At 66.3% G+C, this 16,696-nt stretch carries 12 protein-coding genes; 6 read left to right on the top strand and 6 right to left on the bottom strand.

Annotated elements, in window-relative coordinates; all coding sequences use genetic code 11:
* Positions 1–104: 104 nt before the first annotated feature.
* The 3 genes from PNO31109_RS01300 (at position 105) to purU (ending at position 4,679) form a co-directional block, all read left to right on the top strand.
* A complete protein-coding gene (locus PNO31109_RS01300) occupies positions 105–2,594 on the top strand; it encodes a GcvT family protein (protein WP_150553826.1) in 2,490 nt (829 codons plus the stop codon).
* A 264-nt stretch (positions 2,595–2,858) separates the two neighbouring features.
* Positions 2,859–3,710, top strand: a complete 852-nt coding sequence (locus PNO31109_RS01295) for an NUDIX hydrolase (protein ID WP_150553825.1) — start codon at positions 2,859–2,861, stop codon at positions 3,708–3,710.
* A 96-nt stretch (positions 3,711–3,806) separates the two neighbouring features.
* A complete protein-coding gene (gene purU, locus PNO31109_RS01290) occupies positions 3,807–4,679 on the top strand; it encodes a formyltetrahydrofolate deformylase (protein ID WP_150553824.1) in 873 nt (290 codons plus the stop codon).
* 111 nt (positions 4,680–4,790) lie between these two features.
* Here purU and PNO31109_RS01285 read toward each other — a convergent pair whose 3' ends face one another.
* From PNO31109_RS01285 to PNO31109_RS01260, 6 genes are all read right to left on the bottom strand, one after another.
* Positions 4,791–6,161: an MFS transporter gene (locus tag PNO31109_RS01285; protein WP_150553823.1), complete on the bottom strand. Its 1,371-nt coding sequence runs from the start codon at positions 6,159–6,161 to the stop codon at positions 4,791–4,793.
* Between the two features lie 346 nt (positions 6,162–6,507).
* Positions 6,508–6,954 carry a DUF488 domain-containing protein gene (locus PNO31109_RS01280; RefSeq protein WP_150553822.1) on the bottom strand — a complete coding sequence of 149 codons (447 nt, stop codon included), beginning with the start codon at positions 6,952–6,954 and terminating at the stop codon, positions 6,508–6,510.
* 120 nt (positions 6,955–7,074) lie between these two features.
* Positions 7,075–8,208 (bottom strand): 2-aminoethylphosphonate--pyruvate transaminase, encoded by a 1,134-nt coding sequence (locus PNO31109_RS01275; RefSeq protein ID WP_150553821.1) that lies wholly within the window; start codon positions 8,206–8,208, stop codon positions 7,075–7,077.
* A 104-nt stretch (positions 8,209–8,312) separates the two neighbouring features.
* The gene (locus PNO31109_RS01270; protein WP_150553820.1) at positions 8,313–10,178 is read right to left on the bottom strand and encodes a putative 2-aminoethylphosphonate ABC transporter permease subunit; all 1,866 of its coding nucleotides are present in this window, start codon (positions 10,176–10,178) and stop codon (positions 8,313–8,315) included.
* Positions 10,179–10,185: 7 nt separating this feature from the next.
* On the bottom strand, positions 10,186–11,268 hold the full coding sequence (locus PNO31109_RS01265; RefSeq protein ID WP_150553819.1) for a putative 2-aminoethylphosphonate ABC transporter ATP-binding protein: 1,083 nt from the start codon (positions 11,266–11,268) through the stop codon (positions 10,186–10,188).
* Positions 11,269–11,359: 91 nt separating this feature from the next.
* A complete protein-coding gene (locus PNO31109_RS01260) occupies positions 11,360–12,376 on the bottom strand; it encodes a putative 2-aminoethylphosphonate ABC transporter substrate-binding protein (RefSeq protein ID WP_503124984.1) in 1,017 nt (338 codons plus the stop codon).
* Positions 12,377–12,799: 423 nt separating this feature from the next.
* Here PNO31109_RS01260 and PNO31109_RS01255 point away from each other — a divergent pair, with 423 nt between their 5' ends.
* The 3 genes from PNO31109_RS01255 to phnY all read left to right on the top strand — a co-directional run bounded on the left by PNO31109_RS01255 (position 12,800) and on the right by phnY (position 16,574).
* Complete coding sequence (locus tag PNO31109_RS01255) at positions 12,800–13,516, top strand: phosphonate utilization associated transcriptional regulator (RefSeq protein WP_150553817.1); 717 nt, start codon at positions 12,800–12,802, stop codon at positions 13,514–13,516.
* 214 nt (positions 13,517–13,730) lie between these two features.
* Positions 13,731–14,984 (top strand): phosphonoacetate hydrolase, encoded by a 1,254-nt coding sequence (phnA, locus tag PNO31109_RS01250; protein ID WP_150553816.1) that lies wholly within the window; start codon positions 13,731–13,733, stop codon positions 14,982–14,984.
* 135 nt (positions 14,985–15,119) lie between these two features.
* Positions 15,120–16,574 (top strand): phosphonoacetaldehyde dehydrogenase, encoded by a 1,455-nt coding sequence (gene phnY / locus PNO31109_RS01245; RefSeq protein WP_150553815.1) that lies wholly within the window; start codon positions 15,120–15,122, stop codon positions 16,572–16,574.
* Positions 16,575–16,696: the final 122 nt, after the last annotated feature.

The following is a 16,696-nucleotide window of genomic DNA, read 5'->3' as shown; positions in this document are numbered from 1 at the left end:
GTTGCAAATTATTGCAATGATGGGGCGATTTGCGTAATCTCACGTCATCGCCCACGACACATTGCCCGGCGTCGGCCGGTGCGAGCCTTTTCCGGAGCCCGCTCATGACTGCAGCCTTGCCCACCCACGCCCGCGTCGTCATCGTTGGCGGCGGCATCGTCGGATGTTCGGTCGCGTACCACCTCGCCAAGCTCGGCTGGACGGACGCTGTCCTGCTGGAACAGGGGCAACTGTCCTGCGGCACGACCTGGCACGCTGCCGGGCTCGTCGGGCAATTGCGCTCACAGGAAAGCATGACGAAGCTCATCCGCTATTCGACCCGGCTCTATGGCGAACTCGAAGCGGAGACCGGACTCGGCACCGGCTGGAAGCCATGCGGCTCGCTGTCGGTCGCACGCACGGCCGAGCGGATGACGCAGCTCAAGCGCACGGCCGCCGTCGCGCGCGCCTATGGCGTGCAGTGCGACGTGATTTCGCCGCGCGAGGCGGGCGAGCTCTGGCCCGTGATGCGCACCGACGATCTCGTGGGCGCGGTGTGGCTGCCGGGCGACGGCAAGGCGAACCCGACCGACCTCACGCAGGCGCTCGCGCGCGGCGCGCGAAGCCGCGGCGTGCGCATTGCCGAGAACACGCGCATCACGGAAATTCACACGGCGTCGCCGAACGGCATCCGCACCGCGACGGGTGTCTCGTGGCGCAACAAGGACGGCGAGAGCGGGCGCATCGACGCCGAGATCGTCGTCAATTGCGCGGGGCAGTGGGCCAAGGCGGTGGGCCGGCTGTGCGGCGTGAGCGTGCCGCTGCATTCGGCCGAGCACTATTACATCGTGACCGAGCGCATCGCCGGCGTGCATCCCGATTTGCCGGTCATGCGCGATCCGGACGGCTACATCTATTTCAAGGAGGAGGTCGGCGGTCTCGTGATGGGCGGCTTCGAGCCGGACGCCAAGCCCTGGGGCATGGACGGCATTCCGGAGCATTTCGAATTCCAGTTGCTGCCCGACGACTGGGACCAGTTCGAAATCCTCATGGAGAACGCGCTCATTCGCGTGCCCGCGCTGCAGACCGCACAGATCCGGCAGTTCTACAACGGTCCGGAGTCATTCACGCCGGACAACAACTTCATCCTCGGCGAGGCGCCCGAGCTGCGCAACTTCTACGTCGGCGCGGGCTTCAACTCGATGGGCATCGCTTCGGCCGGCGGCGCGGGCATGGCGCTCGCCGAGTGGATCGTCGCCGGCGAGCCGACGATGGACCTCTGGCCGGTGGACATCCGGCGCTTTGCGGGCTTCAACGGCAACGACACCTGGCTGCACGATCGCGTGAAGGAAACGCTCGGCCTGCATTACGCCATGCCATGGCCGAATCGCGAACTGGACACGGCGCGGCCGTTTCGTCGCTCGCCGCTGTACGCGGCGCTGCTCGCGAAAGGCGCGTGCTTCGGGAGCAAGATGGGCTGGGAGCGGCCGAACTTCTTCGCGCCGTCGCCGGCCGAGGCGAAGATCGCATACAGCTTCGGCCAGCAGAACTGGCACGCCTGGAGCGGCGCGGAGCACCGCGCGTGTCGCGAGGCCGTGGCGCTGTTCGACATGAGCTCGTTCTCGAAGCTGCTCATCAAGGGCCGGGACGCCGAGGCCGTGCTGCAGACCTTGTGCGCGAATGACGTGGCCGTGCCGCCCGGGCGCACCGTCTACACCGCGATGCTCAACGAGCGCGGCGGCTACGAGTCGGATTTCACGCTCACGCGCCTTGCGCCGGACCAGTACCTGATGGTCACCGGCTCGGCCCAGACCACGCGCGACATGGACTATCTGGAGCGGCGCATCGCCGGCTTGCCGGGCGATCCGCGCTGCACCGTCGTCGACGTCACCGGCCAGTACGCGGTGCTCGCCGTCATGGGCCCGAACTCGCGGGCGCTGCTCCAGCGAGTCTCCCGGGCGGATTTCTCCAACGACGCTTTCCCGTTCGGCGCGAGCCGCGAGATCGACCTCGGCTATGCGACCGTGCGCGCCACGCGCCTCACCTACGTGGGCGAACTCGGCTGGGAGCTCTACGTGCCGGTGGAGTTCGCCGTGGGCGTCTACGAGACGCTGCACGCGGCCGGCGCGGCGCTCGGCCTGAAGGACGCGGGCTACTACGCCATCGACTCGCTGCGCATCGAGAAGGGCTATCGCGCGTGGGGCCGCGAGCTCACGCCGGACACAAACCCCGTGGAGGCCGGCCTCGCGTTCGCCTGCAAGCTGGGCGGCGACGTGCCGTTCGTGGGGCGCACCGCCGTCGAGCACGCCAGGGCGAACGGCGTGCGGCGCCGGCTGGTGAGCGTGGCGCTCGACGGCGCGCGCGACAAGATGCTGTGGGGCGGCGAGGCAGTGCTGCGCGACGGCAAGCCGGTGGGGTTCGTTTCCTCGGCGGCATACGGTCACACGATCGATGCGCCCATCGGGCTGGCATTTCTGACGAACCCGCACGGCACGGTCACGGCCGACTACGTCGAATCGGGACGCTATGAAGTCGAGCTCGCGGGCGAACGCCTCGCGGCGCGCGTGCAGCTGCGCGCGCTGTACGACCCGAAGGGCGAGCGGGTGAAGGCTTGAGCCGCGCCAGCGCGCAAAGGCGTCGGCCCGTAATGCGAAGGGCGAGGCCCGTGCGGGCATTCGAGGGCGGGGACGGTGCTGTGCGGGCCACCGGACGCCACCGGACACCACCGGGCGCCGCACCACACCGCTGGGCGCCGGCGACGGTCTGCGCCGCGCAGCACCGACGCCCGAGACGGGCGGAGTCCCCGCCGCTTCTGTAAAATGCCGCTTTTGCTTCGATTTCGCGCGTCTTCACCGAGGAGCGCGTCCGGTCTCTGACGTATGTCTTTTGCTTGTATTGCGGCGGCGCGCCGCTTCGACGACACGGCGCATTTGCCGCTCGTGATCGGCTCGCAGCGTTATGGATGGATTCGCCGAAGCGACGTGGCGTCGCTGCGCGACTGGCCCGACGTGTTCGAGATCAGCTCGCTTGCCGTGCGCATTCACCCGCGCCACGACACATGCGAGGCCCGGACGGCAGCGCTCGCCCCGGTCATCGAAGCGCTGGCCGCGCAGGGGCGCATCACGGGCTGGCGCAACGAGCGGTATGCCATTCGCCAGCGGCTCTACGACACGCCGCTCGCCTGGATCGAGCGGGCCGCCTCGCGATTCTTCGGTACGCGCACGTTCGCCGTGCATGTGAACGGCTACGTGCCGGCCCGCTTCATCGGCGAAGCCCCGAAGCTGTGGATTGCGCGCCGCAGCGTGCTCAAGGCGACCGATCCCGGCTGTCTCGACAACGCCGCGGCCGGCGGCATCGGCAACGGCATCGGCGTGGGCGACACGCTCGTCAAGGAATGTTGGGAAGAAGCTGGCATTCCGGCGTTTCTCGCCAGCGAGGCGCGTCCGGGCCGCACGCTGCACATTCTGGCGGAGATTCCGCAGGGCGTGCAGTCGGAGCAGATTTTCGTCTACGATCTCGCGCTGCCGCCCGGCTTCGTGCCCGAGAATCAGGACGGCGAGGCGAGTGCGCACTGGCTGTGCGCGGCAGGTCACGTGCGCGACGTGATCGCACGCGGCAAGATGACTGTCGACGCGAGCCTCGCGAGCCTCGACTTCCTGCTGCGCGAAGGCGCGATCCGCGCGAGCGAGTGCGCCGGCATCGAAGCGCTGTTCAAGCCGGCCGACGAATGACCGATACCCGTGCGCCGCGCGCGCTCGAAGCCGCGAGGCCACGAACATGAATTTCAACACTGCAACGACATTGCAAGCCTTTGCCCAGGAGCAATCATGGCACCGATCGAAAATAGCTACATTCTGAAGTTGTCCTGTCCGGACCGTCCCGGCATCGTCCACGCGGTGGCCGGTTTCCTGGTCGAGCGCGGCGGCAACATTCTCGACTCGGCGCAGTTCAACGATCGCTTCACGGGCGGCTTTTTCATGCGCGTGCATTTCCAGCAACTGCCCGGCCAGACCGATCTGGCTACGCTGCAGCGCGAGTTCGCGCCGCTCGCCGAGCAGTACGAGATGCAGTGGGAACTGGTGGACGCCGCTATCAAGCCGCGCGTCTTGCTCATGGTCTCGAAGATCGGCCATTGCCTGAACGATCTGCTGTTCCGCTACAAGACCGGTCAGCTCAACATCGAAATCCCGGCGATCGTCTCGAACCACAAGGATTTCTACCAGCTCGCGGCCAGCTACAACATTCCGTTCCATCATCTGCCGCTGATGAACGCGACGCCGGAATCGAAGGCCGCGCAGGAGGCGAAGGTCTACGAACTCGTCCAGGACAACCACGTCGATCTGGTCGTGCTCGCCCGCTACATGCAGGTGCTCTCGGCCGATCTGTGCAAGAAGCTCGCGGGCCGCGCGATCAACATCCACCATTCGTTCCTGCCGAGCTTCAAGGGCGCGAAGCCGTACTACCAGGCGTTCGATCGCGGTGTGAAGCTGATCGGGGCCACGGCGCACTACGTCACCTCGGATCTCGACGAAGGCCCGATCATCGAGCAGGAAGTCGAGCGCGTGGACCACACGATGGACCCGGAGCAGCTGACCGCCATCGGTCGCGACGTGGAATGCGTGGCGCTCGCGCGCGCCGTGCGCTACCACGCCGAGCACCGCATTTTGCTCAACGGCCACAAGACGGTGATCTTCCGCTGAGCCGCAAGGCCTGCGCGCACACGCGCGCACGGACACGAACGACAACGCCCGGGGCACGATGTCCCGGGCGTTGTCGTTGGACAGAGGAGAGAGGCCGCGGCGAGCGAGACGTCAGCTTCGCTGGGCGAGTTCGCTGCCGGCGTCGCGGGCAAGCCGCGCGATCGAGGCCGTCGAGCTGACGGCGATCAGGCCAACGGCGAGGAACGCCCATGGGAAGTCGGCGTGCGTGACGTGGTCGCGGCCATGCAGATACGACGACGTCTGCAGCACCGCCGCGCCGATCGTGATGCCCAGGGTGAGCGAGACTTGCTGCGCCACGCTCGCAAGACTCGTCGCCTGGCTCATGCGATGTGCGGGCACGTCGGCATAGGAAATGGCGTTGAGACTCGTGAACTGCAGCGAGCGGAAGCAACCGCCGAAGAGCAGCGTGCCGAGAATGACGAGGTGCGGCGTCTGGCCGGTAAACAACCCGTAACCGCCAAGGGTGGCCGCGGCGATCACGGCGTTGGTCATCAGCACTCGCCGGAAGCCCCAGCGCTGCAGAATTCGCAGCGAAAGCGTCTTCATGAACATGGCGCCTGCCGCCGAAATGAAGGTCAGTGCGCCGGACTCCATGGGCGTCATGCCGAAGCCGAGCTGCAGCATCAGCGGCAACAGAAACGGCGTGGCGCCCACGCCGATGCGAAACAGCGTGCCGCCGGCCACGCCCGCACGAAACGTTGGAATGCGGAACAGGTCGAGTCGCAGCAGCGGATGCGCGAGACCCCTGGCATGGCGCAGATACGTCCAGATCAGCGCCGCGCCGATGGCGACGAGCCCGAGCGCCAGCGGCGTGGGAATCAGGTGACGGCCGATCGTGGACAGACCCAGCAGCAGGATCGACAGCCCGAGGCCCGACAGCACGAAGCCCTTCACGTCGAGCGGCGGCACATCGTTCTCGTACAGATCGGGGATGTACCGTGTGGCGAGCACGAAACCGAGCACACCGATCGGAATGTTGATGAAGAAGATCCAGCGCCAGTGCCAGTACGTGGTGATGAAGCCGCCGAGCGGCGGGCCGAGCACCGGCCCGACGAGCGCCGGAATCGTCAGATAGTTGAGCGCGCGCACCATGTCGCGCTTCTCGACCGACTTGAGCAGCGCGAGTCGCCCGACGGGCACCATCATGGCGCCGCCCATGCCCTGCACGAAGCGCGCGATCACGAACTCGGGCAGGCTGGTCGAGATGCCGCAGCAGATCGAGCCGAGCACGAACACGCCGATGGCGGTGCGAAACACGTTTCGTGTGCCGAAGCGGTCGGCGATCCACCCGCTCACCGGAATGAACACGGCGAGGCTGATGAGATAGGTCGTGAGTGCCAGCTTGAGCGTGATCGGGCTCTCGCCGAGATCGCGCGCGATCAATGGCAACGAAGTGGACAACACGGTCGAGTCCATGTTTTCCATGAACAGCGCGCAGGCAACGATCAGTGGAACGAGCATGAGGCGTGGCGTTGCCGGGAGCGGCAACCGGGTAAGCATTCGAAGCACGGCACGGCAGGCGGTATCGGCGTGCGCCGCGCAAATGGGGTCTACGGCGAAAACGTGACCGACCTCCGGGACGGCGCCGGCGCTAAAGCTGCGTTATAGCAAATTCGCCGCAGTGCGTCGCCGTCCTTGCGCGCGGGCCGGCGCCATGCGGGTTGGCGCGGCGCCCGCCGCGCGTCGGGGCGTTTCGACGAGCGGAATGCCGTGTCGTGCCACGATACCGCGTTGTTCCTGGCAAAACATCGGCAATGTGGCGGCAATACGTCGGCGAAGTCCGGCGAAGTCCGCCGCAGCGGGGGCGTCAATGCCTCGCGAGGAAGTCGCGCAGCACCTCGAGGTGCGTGTGCGTGGCGTCGTCTTCGAGACGGTGCGCGGCCGTGAGCAGCGTGACGCGGCCATCGGCCAGGCGCGCCCGGAGCTCGCCGAGCGTGGCGTTGTGCCCGGCGTCGAGCGCGGCGAGTTCGTCGAGGTACTGCTTGCGAAACGCGTCGAACTCGTCGGGATGCTGGTGGAACCACTGGCGCAGCGGCGTGCTCGGAGTGACGTCCTTGGCCCAGAAGTCGATGTGCGCCTTCGCCTTGGCGAGACCGCGCGGCCAGAGGCGATCGGCCAGCACGCGCTGACCGTCGTCGGGCTCGGGGGCGTCATAGGCGCGCTTGAAGCGGATGTCGGGCGATTCGCTGCTGCGTTTGCGGGCCGGGGCGCGTTTAGCCGGGGGCGCCGCACCGGCGGCTTTCGGTGATGGCATGAGGGACGGTCTCCGCGGGGCGCGCATGCACGCGCGATACCTCGGAGCTTACCGGAGGGCGGCCGCGTGTGCGAGTCTCGCCCGCCGCGCCCGCCGCGCCCATCATGCCCATCACGCCCATCATGCCGCCCGCGTGAGGGGCGCCACCTGCCGGATGCCCAGCGCAGCCAGCGCTTGCCCGATCGCGGTCACGACATTGCGCATTTCGTTCTCGTCGATGGCGCCGATGCAGCCCACGCGAAACGTCTCGATCTGCGTGAGCTTGCCCGGATACAGGATGTAGCCGCGATCGCGCACGGCGGCGTAGAACGCCTTGAAGTCGTACTTGCTGTCGGCCGGCGCGTGGAACGTCACGATCACGGGCGCCTGCACTTCGGGCGCAAGAAACGGCCGGAAACCCAGCGACGCCATACCCTCGATCAACGTCCTGCAATTGCGCCGATAGCGCTCGCCGCGCACCGGCTGGCCGCCTTGCGCGAGAAACTGGTCGACCGCCGCACGCAGCGCAGCCACCACGTGCGTGGGGGGTGTGAAGCGCCATTGCGTCGTCTTCTGCATGTAGACGTACTGGTCGTGCAGGTCCATCGCCAGCGAGTGACTGTTGCCGGCGCTCGCTTCGAGCACGGACTTCTTCGCGATCACGAAGCCCATGCCGGGCACGCCTTCGAGGCACTTGCCGCTCGCGGCGATGAGCGCATCGAACGGCATCGTGCGCACGTCGATCTCCACCGCGCCGAACGAACTCATCGCGTCCACGATCAGCCCCTTGCCGTACTTCTGGCAGACGCGCGCGATATCGGCGAGCGGATTGAGCAGGCCGGCGCCCGTCTCCAGATGCACTTGCGCGACGTGCGTGATCGACGGGTCGCGCGTGAGCGCGTCCTCGACGGCGGCGGCCGTGGCCGTCTGGTCTTCGGCAATGGCAAGCGCGACGGCGTCGCGCCCGAGATAGCGGCAGATCTTCAGAATGCGCTGGCAGTACGCACCGTTGTCCGGCACGAGAATGCGCGCGCCTCGCGGCGTGAGCGTGCCGATGGCCGCCTCGACGGAGAACGTGCCCGAGCCTTGCAGCGGCACGCACACGTAGTCCTCGCCGCCATGCACGATGTCCACCAGATCGAGGCACAGCGAAGCCGTGATGCGATTGAACTGGGCGTCCCACGAGCCCCAGTCGCGCAGCATGGCCTGGCGGGTGGCCGGCGACGTGGTGAGCGGGCCGGGGGTGAGCAGAATCGGTTCCTGACCGAGAATCATGACCGCCTCCTATCAAGCGGGGAAACAAGCGAGAGAAGTAACCGCACCGTCGACATTCGCGAACATGGCGGGCGAGGGCCCGTGGACACCGCCGCGCGCCGGCTTCATACGTGAGATCCGGAGGCGGGCGCGCCGCCCGACGCGTTCGGCGTGCTCGCCGTCGGCCGGCGCCACGCCTGCGTGTAGCGCTCCACCACCTGCTGAATGCCGTGATAGAGCAGGCAGACCAGCACGGAGGTGAGCACCACCAGCGTGGCCATTGCCGCCGCGGGACCGATGGAGCCGGTCTCGTCCATGTTCACGATGGCCACCGAGGCGAGCGACGTGTCGGCCGAGTAGAGGAACACCACGGCGGAGACTGTCGTCATCGCGTTCACGAACAGGTAGCGGCTGATGTCGATGATGGACGGCAGGCAGATTGGCGCCGACACGCGCCAGAAGGTGCGGTAGAAGGGCACCTTGAGCGAGGCCGAGACGTATTCGAACTCCGGATCGATCTGCTTGAGCGCGGTAAGCGCCGTGAGGTGGCTCGACGAGTAGTAGTGCACCACGTTGACGATCACGAGGATCGCGAGCGTGCCGTAGAGGCCGTGCAGCGGGTTCGCCTCGGACACGAAGAAAAAGATGTAGCCGAGGCCGAGCACGAGACCCGGCACGCCCATCGGCAACACGGCCATCATGCGGATGAAGCCGCGCAACCAGGTCATGCCGCGCGTCTTCTCGAGCAGGTAGGCGATGACGAAGATCGCCGCGGTGCCCCACACGGCGCACCAGAACGCCATCTGCACGCTGTTGAGGTACGAGTCGAGCGCGCCGCTCTCCACGAGCCCGAAGCGATAGTGGCCGAGCGAGAGGCTGAAGTTGTACGGCCAGAACTTCACGAACGACGCGTACACCGCCATGCCGAGAATGGCGAGCATGATCGCGGCCATGCTCCAGCACAGCACCGCCATCAGCCAGTCGAAGCCGCGCGAGGGCTTCGGCGCGTAAGGCACGGCGCGCGCCGAGAGCAGCGCCTGCTGCTTGCGCTGCACCATGGCGTCCACGACATAGGTGATGCCCACGGGCACGAGCAGCACGAGCCCGACAACGGCGCCCTTGGAGAAGTCCTGCTGCCCGATGACCAGCTTGTAAATGTCGGTGGCGAGCACGTTGAAGTCGCCGCCGATGACCTTCGGAATGCCGAAGTCCGAAATCGCGTAGGTGAACACGATCATCGCCGCGCTGATCACGCCGTACTTGGCGCCGGGCAGCGTGATGGTGAAAAAGCGCCGCAGCATGGGCGTGCCGAGCGCGTCGGCGGCTTCGTACAGTCGCGCGTCGGTGAGCGAGAGCGCGGTGATGAGGATCATCAGTGCGTGCGGGAACGTGGCGTTCACCAGCGACATCACGATGCCCGGCGGGCCGTAGATGTCGATGTCGCCCATGAACGGGCGCAGCAGCCCCTGGTTGCCGAACCAGAAGATGAACGAGATTGCGGGCAGCAGCGTCGGGCCGAGAATCGGAATGAGCGCGATGTTGCGCAGCAGTGTCTTGCCGCGAATGCAGCTGCGCGTGAGCGCGTATGCGAAGATGAACGCGAGCGGCACGGTGAGGCAGGTCGTCACCGCCGAAATCCAGACGCTGTTCCAGATCGAGCCGAGCAGCGCGGGCGAGTGGAAGTACTCGCGAAAGTGCTGCAGGCCCACGAACCGGCCGTCGCCGTCTTGCACGCTCTTGACCAGAATCGCCGCCATCGGCGCGAGCAGGAACAGCACGCCGGCGGCGGCCGCCGCCAGCAGCAGGGCCTGCGCGAGCCGGTCCGTCCAGTGCGAGGCCAGTCGCACGGGGCGCAGGGCCGGGACCGGCGAGACGGATGAGACCGATGAGACCGATGGGGGTGATGAGGGCAACGACTGGCTCCCCGCCTCGCCGGTCGGACCCGCGTGCACGGGTGGCGCACTGCGCAGTGTCGAAGGTACGGAACTCATCTCGGCTTCACCCCTGGCGGAAGACGCGCACGGCGGCGCTTGGCACGGCAAAGCGCAGGGCGCCGCCGGCGGCCGGTTGCAGGGCCTGCATGTCCGCAGGCGAGAGATCGGCGTAGAGCGGGTGCTCGCACGCCTGCATGCGCAGCGTCACGCGCGAGAACGCGCCGAGGAATTCGATCTTCTCGACGGCGCCATCGAAGACGTTTGCGTCGTCGTCGAGCTCGTCGAGATCACGCACGCGCACGTCCTCCGGACGGAAGAAGACGCGAATGTCCTCGCCGGTGCGGCAGCCGTTGAGCGTGCCGCAGGTGAGCTCGTACCGGCCGACGTGTACGCGCCCGGCATTGCCCAGGCGCGCGGGCAGGATGTTCGTCTTGCCGACGAAGTCGGCGACGAACGGCGTGGCAGGGCGCTGGTAAATCTCGCCCGGCGTGCCGACCTGCTCGATCACGCCCTGATTCATCACCACGATGCGGTCGGCCATCGACAGCGCCTCCTCCTGATCGTGCGTGACGAGAATCGTCGTGATGCCAAGGCGCTGCTGCAGCGCGCGGATCTCGCCGCGCAGGCGCACGCGCACGCGCGCGTCGAGCGCGGACAGAGGTTCGTCGAGCAGCAGCAGGCCGGGCGAGGTGGCCAGCGCGCGTGCAATGGCAACGCGCTGCTGCTGGCCGCCGGAGAGCTGACCGGGAAACCTGCCGCCCGCATCGGGCAGGCCGACCATCGCGAGCAGTTCGGCCACGCGCCGGTCGCGCTCGGCGCGCGGCACGCGGCGGTTCGTGAGCCCGTAGGCGACGTTTTGCGCCACGCTCAGATTCGGGAACAGCGCATACGACTGGAAGACGATGCCGTAGTCGCGCCGCATGGGCGGCAACGTCGAAATGTCGCGTCCGTTTTGCGACAGCGTGCCGTGCGTCTGCGCTTCGAGCCCGGCGATGATGCGCAGCAGCGTGGTCTTGCCGCAGCCCGAAGGGCCGAGAAAGCACAGCATTTCGCCGCGCCTGACCTGCAGATGAATGTCGTGCAGCACCACGGTGTTCTCGAACCGCTTGTGAATGCCGTTCAGGCTCAGATAAGTGTCGTCGCTCATTCGGGGGGACCCTCCTGCGGTGTTCGCCCTGTGATCAGTCGGTACGGACCGGCGGTGTGTCGCGCCCGTCCGTCCCGGATGCCGGCCGACGTTACTTCTTCTCTGACTTCGCGCCGTAGCGCTTTTGCCATTCGGCCAGCACCGGCTCACGGCTCTTCGCGATTTCGGTGAAGTCGTTCTTCACGAGCAGGTCGGGGTAGTTCGCCGGGATCGTGTCGAATTTCCTGGCCACGCCCGGATAGGCGACGATGGCCCAGTCCTTCGCGTACATCTGATTCGCTTCCTTGCTGGCGAGCCAGTCCATATAGCGTTTGGCGGCATCCATCTTCTTGGTGGTTTTCACGATGCCGGCGGCTTCGATGTCATAGCCCAGCCCTTCCTTGGGGAAGACGAGATCGATCGGCGCGCCCGCGGCCTTGGTGCGATGCGCGTTGAACTCGAACGAGATACCGATCGGGTATTCGCCCGCGCCCGCGTCGCGGCACGGCTTGGAGCCGGAGTGGGTGTACTTGACGATGTTCTTGTCGAGCGCGTCCATGTACTTCCAACCGCCTTCCTTGCCGAACATCTGCAGCCAGGCCGTCACGTCGAGAAAGCCCGTGCCGGACGTGGCCGGGTTCGGCATCACGATCATGCCCTTGTAGACGGGTTTCGTGAGGTCTTCCCAGGACGTGGGTTTCGGCAGATTGCGCTTGGCCGCCTCCACCGTGTTGAAACACACCGTGGCACCCCATACGTCGAGGCCGACCCACGACGGCGGGTTCGCGCTGTCGCTGTAGGCGCGCGTGAGCTGATCGAAACCCTTCGGTGCGTAAGGCGCGAGCAGGCCTTCCTGTTTGATCAGCTCCAGACTCGAGGCGGCCAGCCCTGCGATGACGTCCGCCTGTGGATTGGCCTTTTCCGCGAGGATTTTCGCGGTCACGACCCCGGTGGAGTCGCGCACGTACTTGATCTCGATGTCCGGATTCGCCTTCTGGAACGCCTCGGCATACGGGCGCATGACTTCGACTTCCCACGCCGTGTAGACGGTGAGCGTGGTCTTGGCGAGCGCCTGACCCGCCTGGGCCGCACAGACGATCGCGGCGGCGAGGACAGCGGCGGCACGCATGGCGCGGCGCAACGGTTGGTTCATGGATGGCTCCTGTGGGTCGCGACCATGGGTCGCGCTGTCAGTCGGGAAGTTGCCTTCTCCGAGGCGATGTGTTGCATATTATTGGCAATTTATGTCTTTTTATTGAAACCCTGGGTGTTTGTCATCTGCGCGTCAAATACCTCCAATAGTATGGAAAGCGTTGATTCAGATAGGGTTTTGTCGTTGCCTGCGCCGACTCGCCCCGACGGTGCCGCCAAACTTGCCTGCAAAGTCGGATGTGTTTTGTTGACAATCTACAAACCGCTGTGCTTGAATGTCAAGCAACAAAATTAATCACGTAATGCCACAAATTGCCTCAGACGATCCGTTAAGGCAACTTGCCCCCGGTGTAACGGCTTTGCGTGATGGCACCCGTGCCCAGAGACAAGGAAGACCGGTATGACCTCCAAGCCCACGTCGCCGACCGCAATCGAGTTGCTGCAGAGTCAGTCGCTCACCACGCTCGTTCAGCACGAAATCGAGCGCCAGATCATGGCGGGCACGCTCACGCCCGGCACCAAACTCAATGAAATTGAGGTCGCGGGCCGGCTCGGGGTGTCACGCGGCCCGGTGCGCGAGGCGTTCCGCGCGCTCGAAGAGGCGGGGCTGCTGCGCACCGAGAAGAATCGCGGCGTGTTCGTGCGCGTGATCACGCTGGAGGAAGCCGAAGAGATCTACACGCTGCGCGGCGTGCTCGATGAATACGTGGCGCGCACGCTGGCCGAAGCCATCGACTCGGAACAGCTCACGCGGCTGCGCGAATCGGTCGAAGCGATGCACCAGGCGGTGGAGGCGGGCGACAGCGAGGCGTACTACGGCTTGAACCTGGCGTTTCACGACGCGCTCGTCGAGATGGTCGGCAATCGCAAGCTGCTCGAGACGTATCGCCGTCTCGTCAAGGAACTGAGCCTGTTCCGGCACGAGGCGCTGACCGGCGATACCTCGGCGCCGCCGAAGTCCGAGCGCGAGCATCGGGACATCGTGAGTGCCATCGCCTCGCGCGATCCGGAGCGCGCCGCGCGGGTCACGCGCGAGCATCTGTCGCGCGGACGGGCGCGCATTCGCGAGGCGCTCGCTCGCGTGCCAGGGGGGCCCGCGCAAGCGAGCGCCGGATGAGAACCGCAGTCCGGGACCACAGCCGGAGCCCACGCTCCAGACCCGCGCCGCCCTTGGGACAACGCATGAGCGCACACATGAGCCCGCACATTACCGCGCACCACGGCGTACTACCGCGCACGATCGCATTACGGAATACCCGGCCGCCGGGCTGGCAGCGCACCCTGCGCGACGCCAGCGGCGACCAACCGAGTTGCTCTTGAGGAGACCCGACGTGAACCAGCCCGTGCAGATCCAAGTCAACGGCCGCCAGTACCGGCTGCCGCAACAGCCGACCGTCATCGTTTGCGTCGACGGCTGCCAGTTCGAGTATCTCGAAGCGGCCGCCGCGGCCGGTGTGGCCCCATACCTGAAGCACTTGCTGGCCGAGGGGGCCGTGTTTCAGGGCGACTGCGTCGTGCCGTCGTTCACCAACCCGAACAACCTGTCCATCGTGACCGGCGCCCCCCCCGCCGTGCATGGCATCTGCGGCAACTACTTCTTCGATCCGGCGGCCGACGGCGGCCGCGGCGCGGAAGTGATGATGAACGATCCGGCCTATCTGCGCGCCGGCACGGTGCTTGCCGCCGCGGCCGACGCGGGTGCGAGCGTCGCGGTAGTGACAGCCAAGGACAAGCTGCGCAAGCTGCTCGGCCACCGCATGAAGGGCATCTGCTTCTCGTCCGAGAAGGCCGATCAGGTCACGCTGGCGGAAAACGGCATCGAGGACGTGCTCGGGCTCGTGGGCATGCCCGTGCCGGACGTCTACAGCGCGGCGCTCTCGGAGTTCGTGTTCGCTGCCGGCGTGCGTCTGCTCGAGACGCGCCACATCGACCTGATGTACCTGTCGACGACGGACTACGTGCAGCACAAGTGGGCGCCGGGCACCGAGGGCGCCAATGCCTTCTACGCCATGATGGACAAGTACCTGCGTCGCATGGACGAACTCGGCGCAGTGATCGGGCTGACCGCCGACCACGGCATGAACGCCAAGCACGATCCGAAGACCGGCCAGCCCAACGTCATCTATCTGCAGGATTTGCTCGACGACTGGCTCGGCAAGGGCGTCGATGCGGGCGGCGCACGCGTGATCCTGCCGATCACCGATCCGTATGTGGTGCACCACGGCGCGCTCGGTTCGTATGCCACGATCTATCTGCCGCGCGACATCGACGCTGACGCGATCGGCCAGCGCATTGCCGCGATGCCGGGCATCGACGTGGTGCTGACCAATGCGCAGGCCTGCGCGCGCTTCGAACTGCCGCCCGACCGCGTTGGCGATCTCGTGGTGGTGAGCGATCAGTCGGTGGTGCTCGGTACGAGCGCGAGCCGTCACGATCTGACGGGCCTCACCGTACCGCTGCGCTCGCATGGCGGCATCTCCGAGCAGACCGTGCCGCTGTTGTTCAACCGCAAGACCGAGGGCATTCCAGGCAAGGCGAGACTGCGCAACTTCGACATTCTCGACGTGGCGCTCAACCACGTCTGAGGCCAAACGCGTGTGACGAACACAGAGATAGCGAGATAGCAAGATAGCGAGATAACGAGAACCAGCGGCGACGCGGCCCGCGCAAGGGCCGCACCGCCGGGCCCCTGTCCAGTTGGATATGCTGTGGAGAACCCCATGAACGCGCCGCACAAGCTGCATCCCGAGTTCCGTGCCGAAGCCCTTCGCATCGGCGGTGAAAAAGTGACCCGTGAACGGATCATCGAAGTCTTCAATCCGTACACGGGCGATCTGGTCGGCACCGTGCCGAAGGCTTCGCTCGAAGACGTGCGCCGCGCGTTCTCGATCGCCAAGCAATATCGCTCGACGCTCACGCGCTTCGAGCGTGCCAACATCCTCGAGAAAGCCGCGGCGCTGCTGCGCGAGCGCACCGCTGAAGCGGCGGCGATCATCACGATGGAGTCGGGGCTGTGCAAGAAGGACGCCGTCTACGAAATCGGACGCGTGGCCGACGTGCTCGGTTTCGCCGCCGGCGAGGCGCTCAAGGACGACGGTCAGGCGTTCTCCTGCGATCTCACGCCGCACGGCAAGAAGCGCCGCGTGGTCACGCAGCGCGAGCCGCTGCTCGGTGCAATCTCGGCCATCACGCCGTTCAATCACCCGATGAACCAGGTGGCGCACAAAGTCGCGCCCTCGATCGCGACGAACAATCGGATGGTGCTCAAGCCGTCCGAGAAGGTTCCGCTCTCGGCCTACTATCTGGCCGACACGCTCTACGAGGCCGGCTTGCCCGCGGAGATGCTGCAGGTCGTCACCGGCGATCCGATGGAGATCGCCGACGAACTGATCACGAACGAGAACATCGACATGATCACGTTTACGGGCGGCGTGGCGATCGGCAAGTACATCGCGTCGAAGGCCGGGTATCGCCGCATCGTGCTGGAGCTGGGGGGCAACGACCCGCTCATCGTGATGGAGGACGCCGATCTGGATCGCGCGTCCGACCTCGCGGTGCAGGGCTCGTACAAGAATTCCGGCCAACGTTGTACGGCCGTCAAGCGCATGCTCGTGCACCGCGATGTCGCGGCGGCGTTTACCGATCTCGTGGTGGAGAAGACGCGCGCGTGGAAGTACGGCGATCCGACCGACGGCGCGAACGACATGGGCACCGTCATCGACGAGGCGGCCGCGCGGCTTTTCGAGGCGCGCGTGAACGAAGCGATCGCGCAGGGCGCCCGCCTGCTCGTGGGCAATAGGCGCGAGGGCGCGCTCTACTCCCCGACCGTGATCGATCGCGTGGACCCGAAGATGACCGTCGTGCGCGAGGAGACCTTCGGCCCGGTCTCGCCGATCTTGACGTTCGGCAGCATCGACGAGGCGATCGCTATCTCGAACGGTACGGCCTTCGGCCTGTCGTCGGGGGTGTGCACGAATCGTCTGGACTACGTGACGCGCTTTACCAACGAACTGCAGGTGGGCACCGTCAACGTGTGGGAAGTGCCGGGCTACCGGATCGAGCTCACGCCGTTTGGCGGCATCAAGGACTCGGGGCTCGGGTACAAGGAAGGGGTGCAGGAGGCAATGAAGAGCTTCACCAATACCAAAACCTTCACCTTGCCGTGGGGGATCTGAGCGCGGCGCCGAGTGCGGGGCAGGCGGTTGTTGGCACCCCTGTCCCCCTTGCGCAACAAGGCTCGCCGGAATCGCAGCAAAAATTGTGACAAATTGATGACACGATTGTTGCTGGGGTCGTT

Origin of the sequence: Pandoraea nosoerga, from assembly GCF_902459585.1 — a bacterium.
In the GTDB taxonomy this organism is placed as follows: domain Bacteria; phylum Pseudomonadota; class Gammaproteobacteria; order Burkholderiales; family Burkholderiaceae; genus Pandoraea; species Pandoraea nosoerga.
Note: the sequence above shows the minus strand (reverse complement) of the source record. Positions and strands in the feature narration are given on the sequence as shown.

Bases quoted from the DNA above. Each gene is read 5' to 3' on its own strand.
- PNO31109_RS01300 (WP_150553826.1), top strand. From the start codon at position 105: ATGACTGCAGCCTTGCCCACCCACGCCCGCGTCGTCATCGTTGGCGGC.
- PNO31109_RS01275 (WP_150553821.1), bottom strand. From the start codon at position 8,208: ATGATTCTCGGTCAGGAACCGATTCTGCTCACCCCCGGCCCGCTCACC.
- PNO31109_RS01265 (WP_150553819.1), bottom strand. From the start codon at position 11,268: ATGAGCGACGACACTTATCTGAGCCTGAACGGCATTCACAAGCGGTTC.
- PNO31109_RS01280 (WP_150553822.1), bottom strand. From the start codon at position 6,954: ATGCCATCACCGAAAGCCGCCGGTGCGGCGCCCCCGGCTAAACGCGCC.
- PNO31109_RS01295 (WP_150553825.1), top strand. From the start codon at position 2,859: ATGTCTTTTGCTTGTATTGCGGCGGCGCGCCGCTTCGACGACACGGCG.
- PNO31109_RS01255 (WP_150553817.1), top strand. From the start codon at position 12,800: ATGACCTCCAAGCCCACGTCGCCGACCGCAATCGAGTTGCTGCAGAGT.
- PNO31109_RS01260 (WP_503124984.1), bottom strand. From the start codon at position 12,376: ATGCGTGCCGCCGCTGTCCTCGCCGCCGCGATCGTCTGTGCGGCCCAG.
- phnY (WP_150553815.1), top strand. From the start codon at position 15,120: ATGAACGCGCCGCACAAGCTGCATCCCGAGTTCCGTGCCGAAGCCCTT.
- PNO31109_RS01270 (WP_150553820.1), bottom strand. From the start codon at position 10,178: ATGAGTTCCGTACCTTCGACACTGCGCAGTGCGCCACCCGTGCACGCG.
- purU (WP_150553824.1), top strand. From the start codon at position 3,807: ATGGCACCGATCGAAAATAGCTACATTCTGAAGTTGTCCTGTCCGGAC.
- PNO31109_RS01285 (WP_150553823.1), bottom strand. From the start codon at position 6,161: ATGCTCGTTCCACTGATCGTTGCCTGCGCGCTGTTCATGGAAAACATG.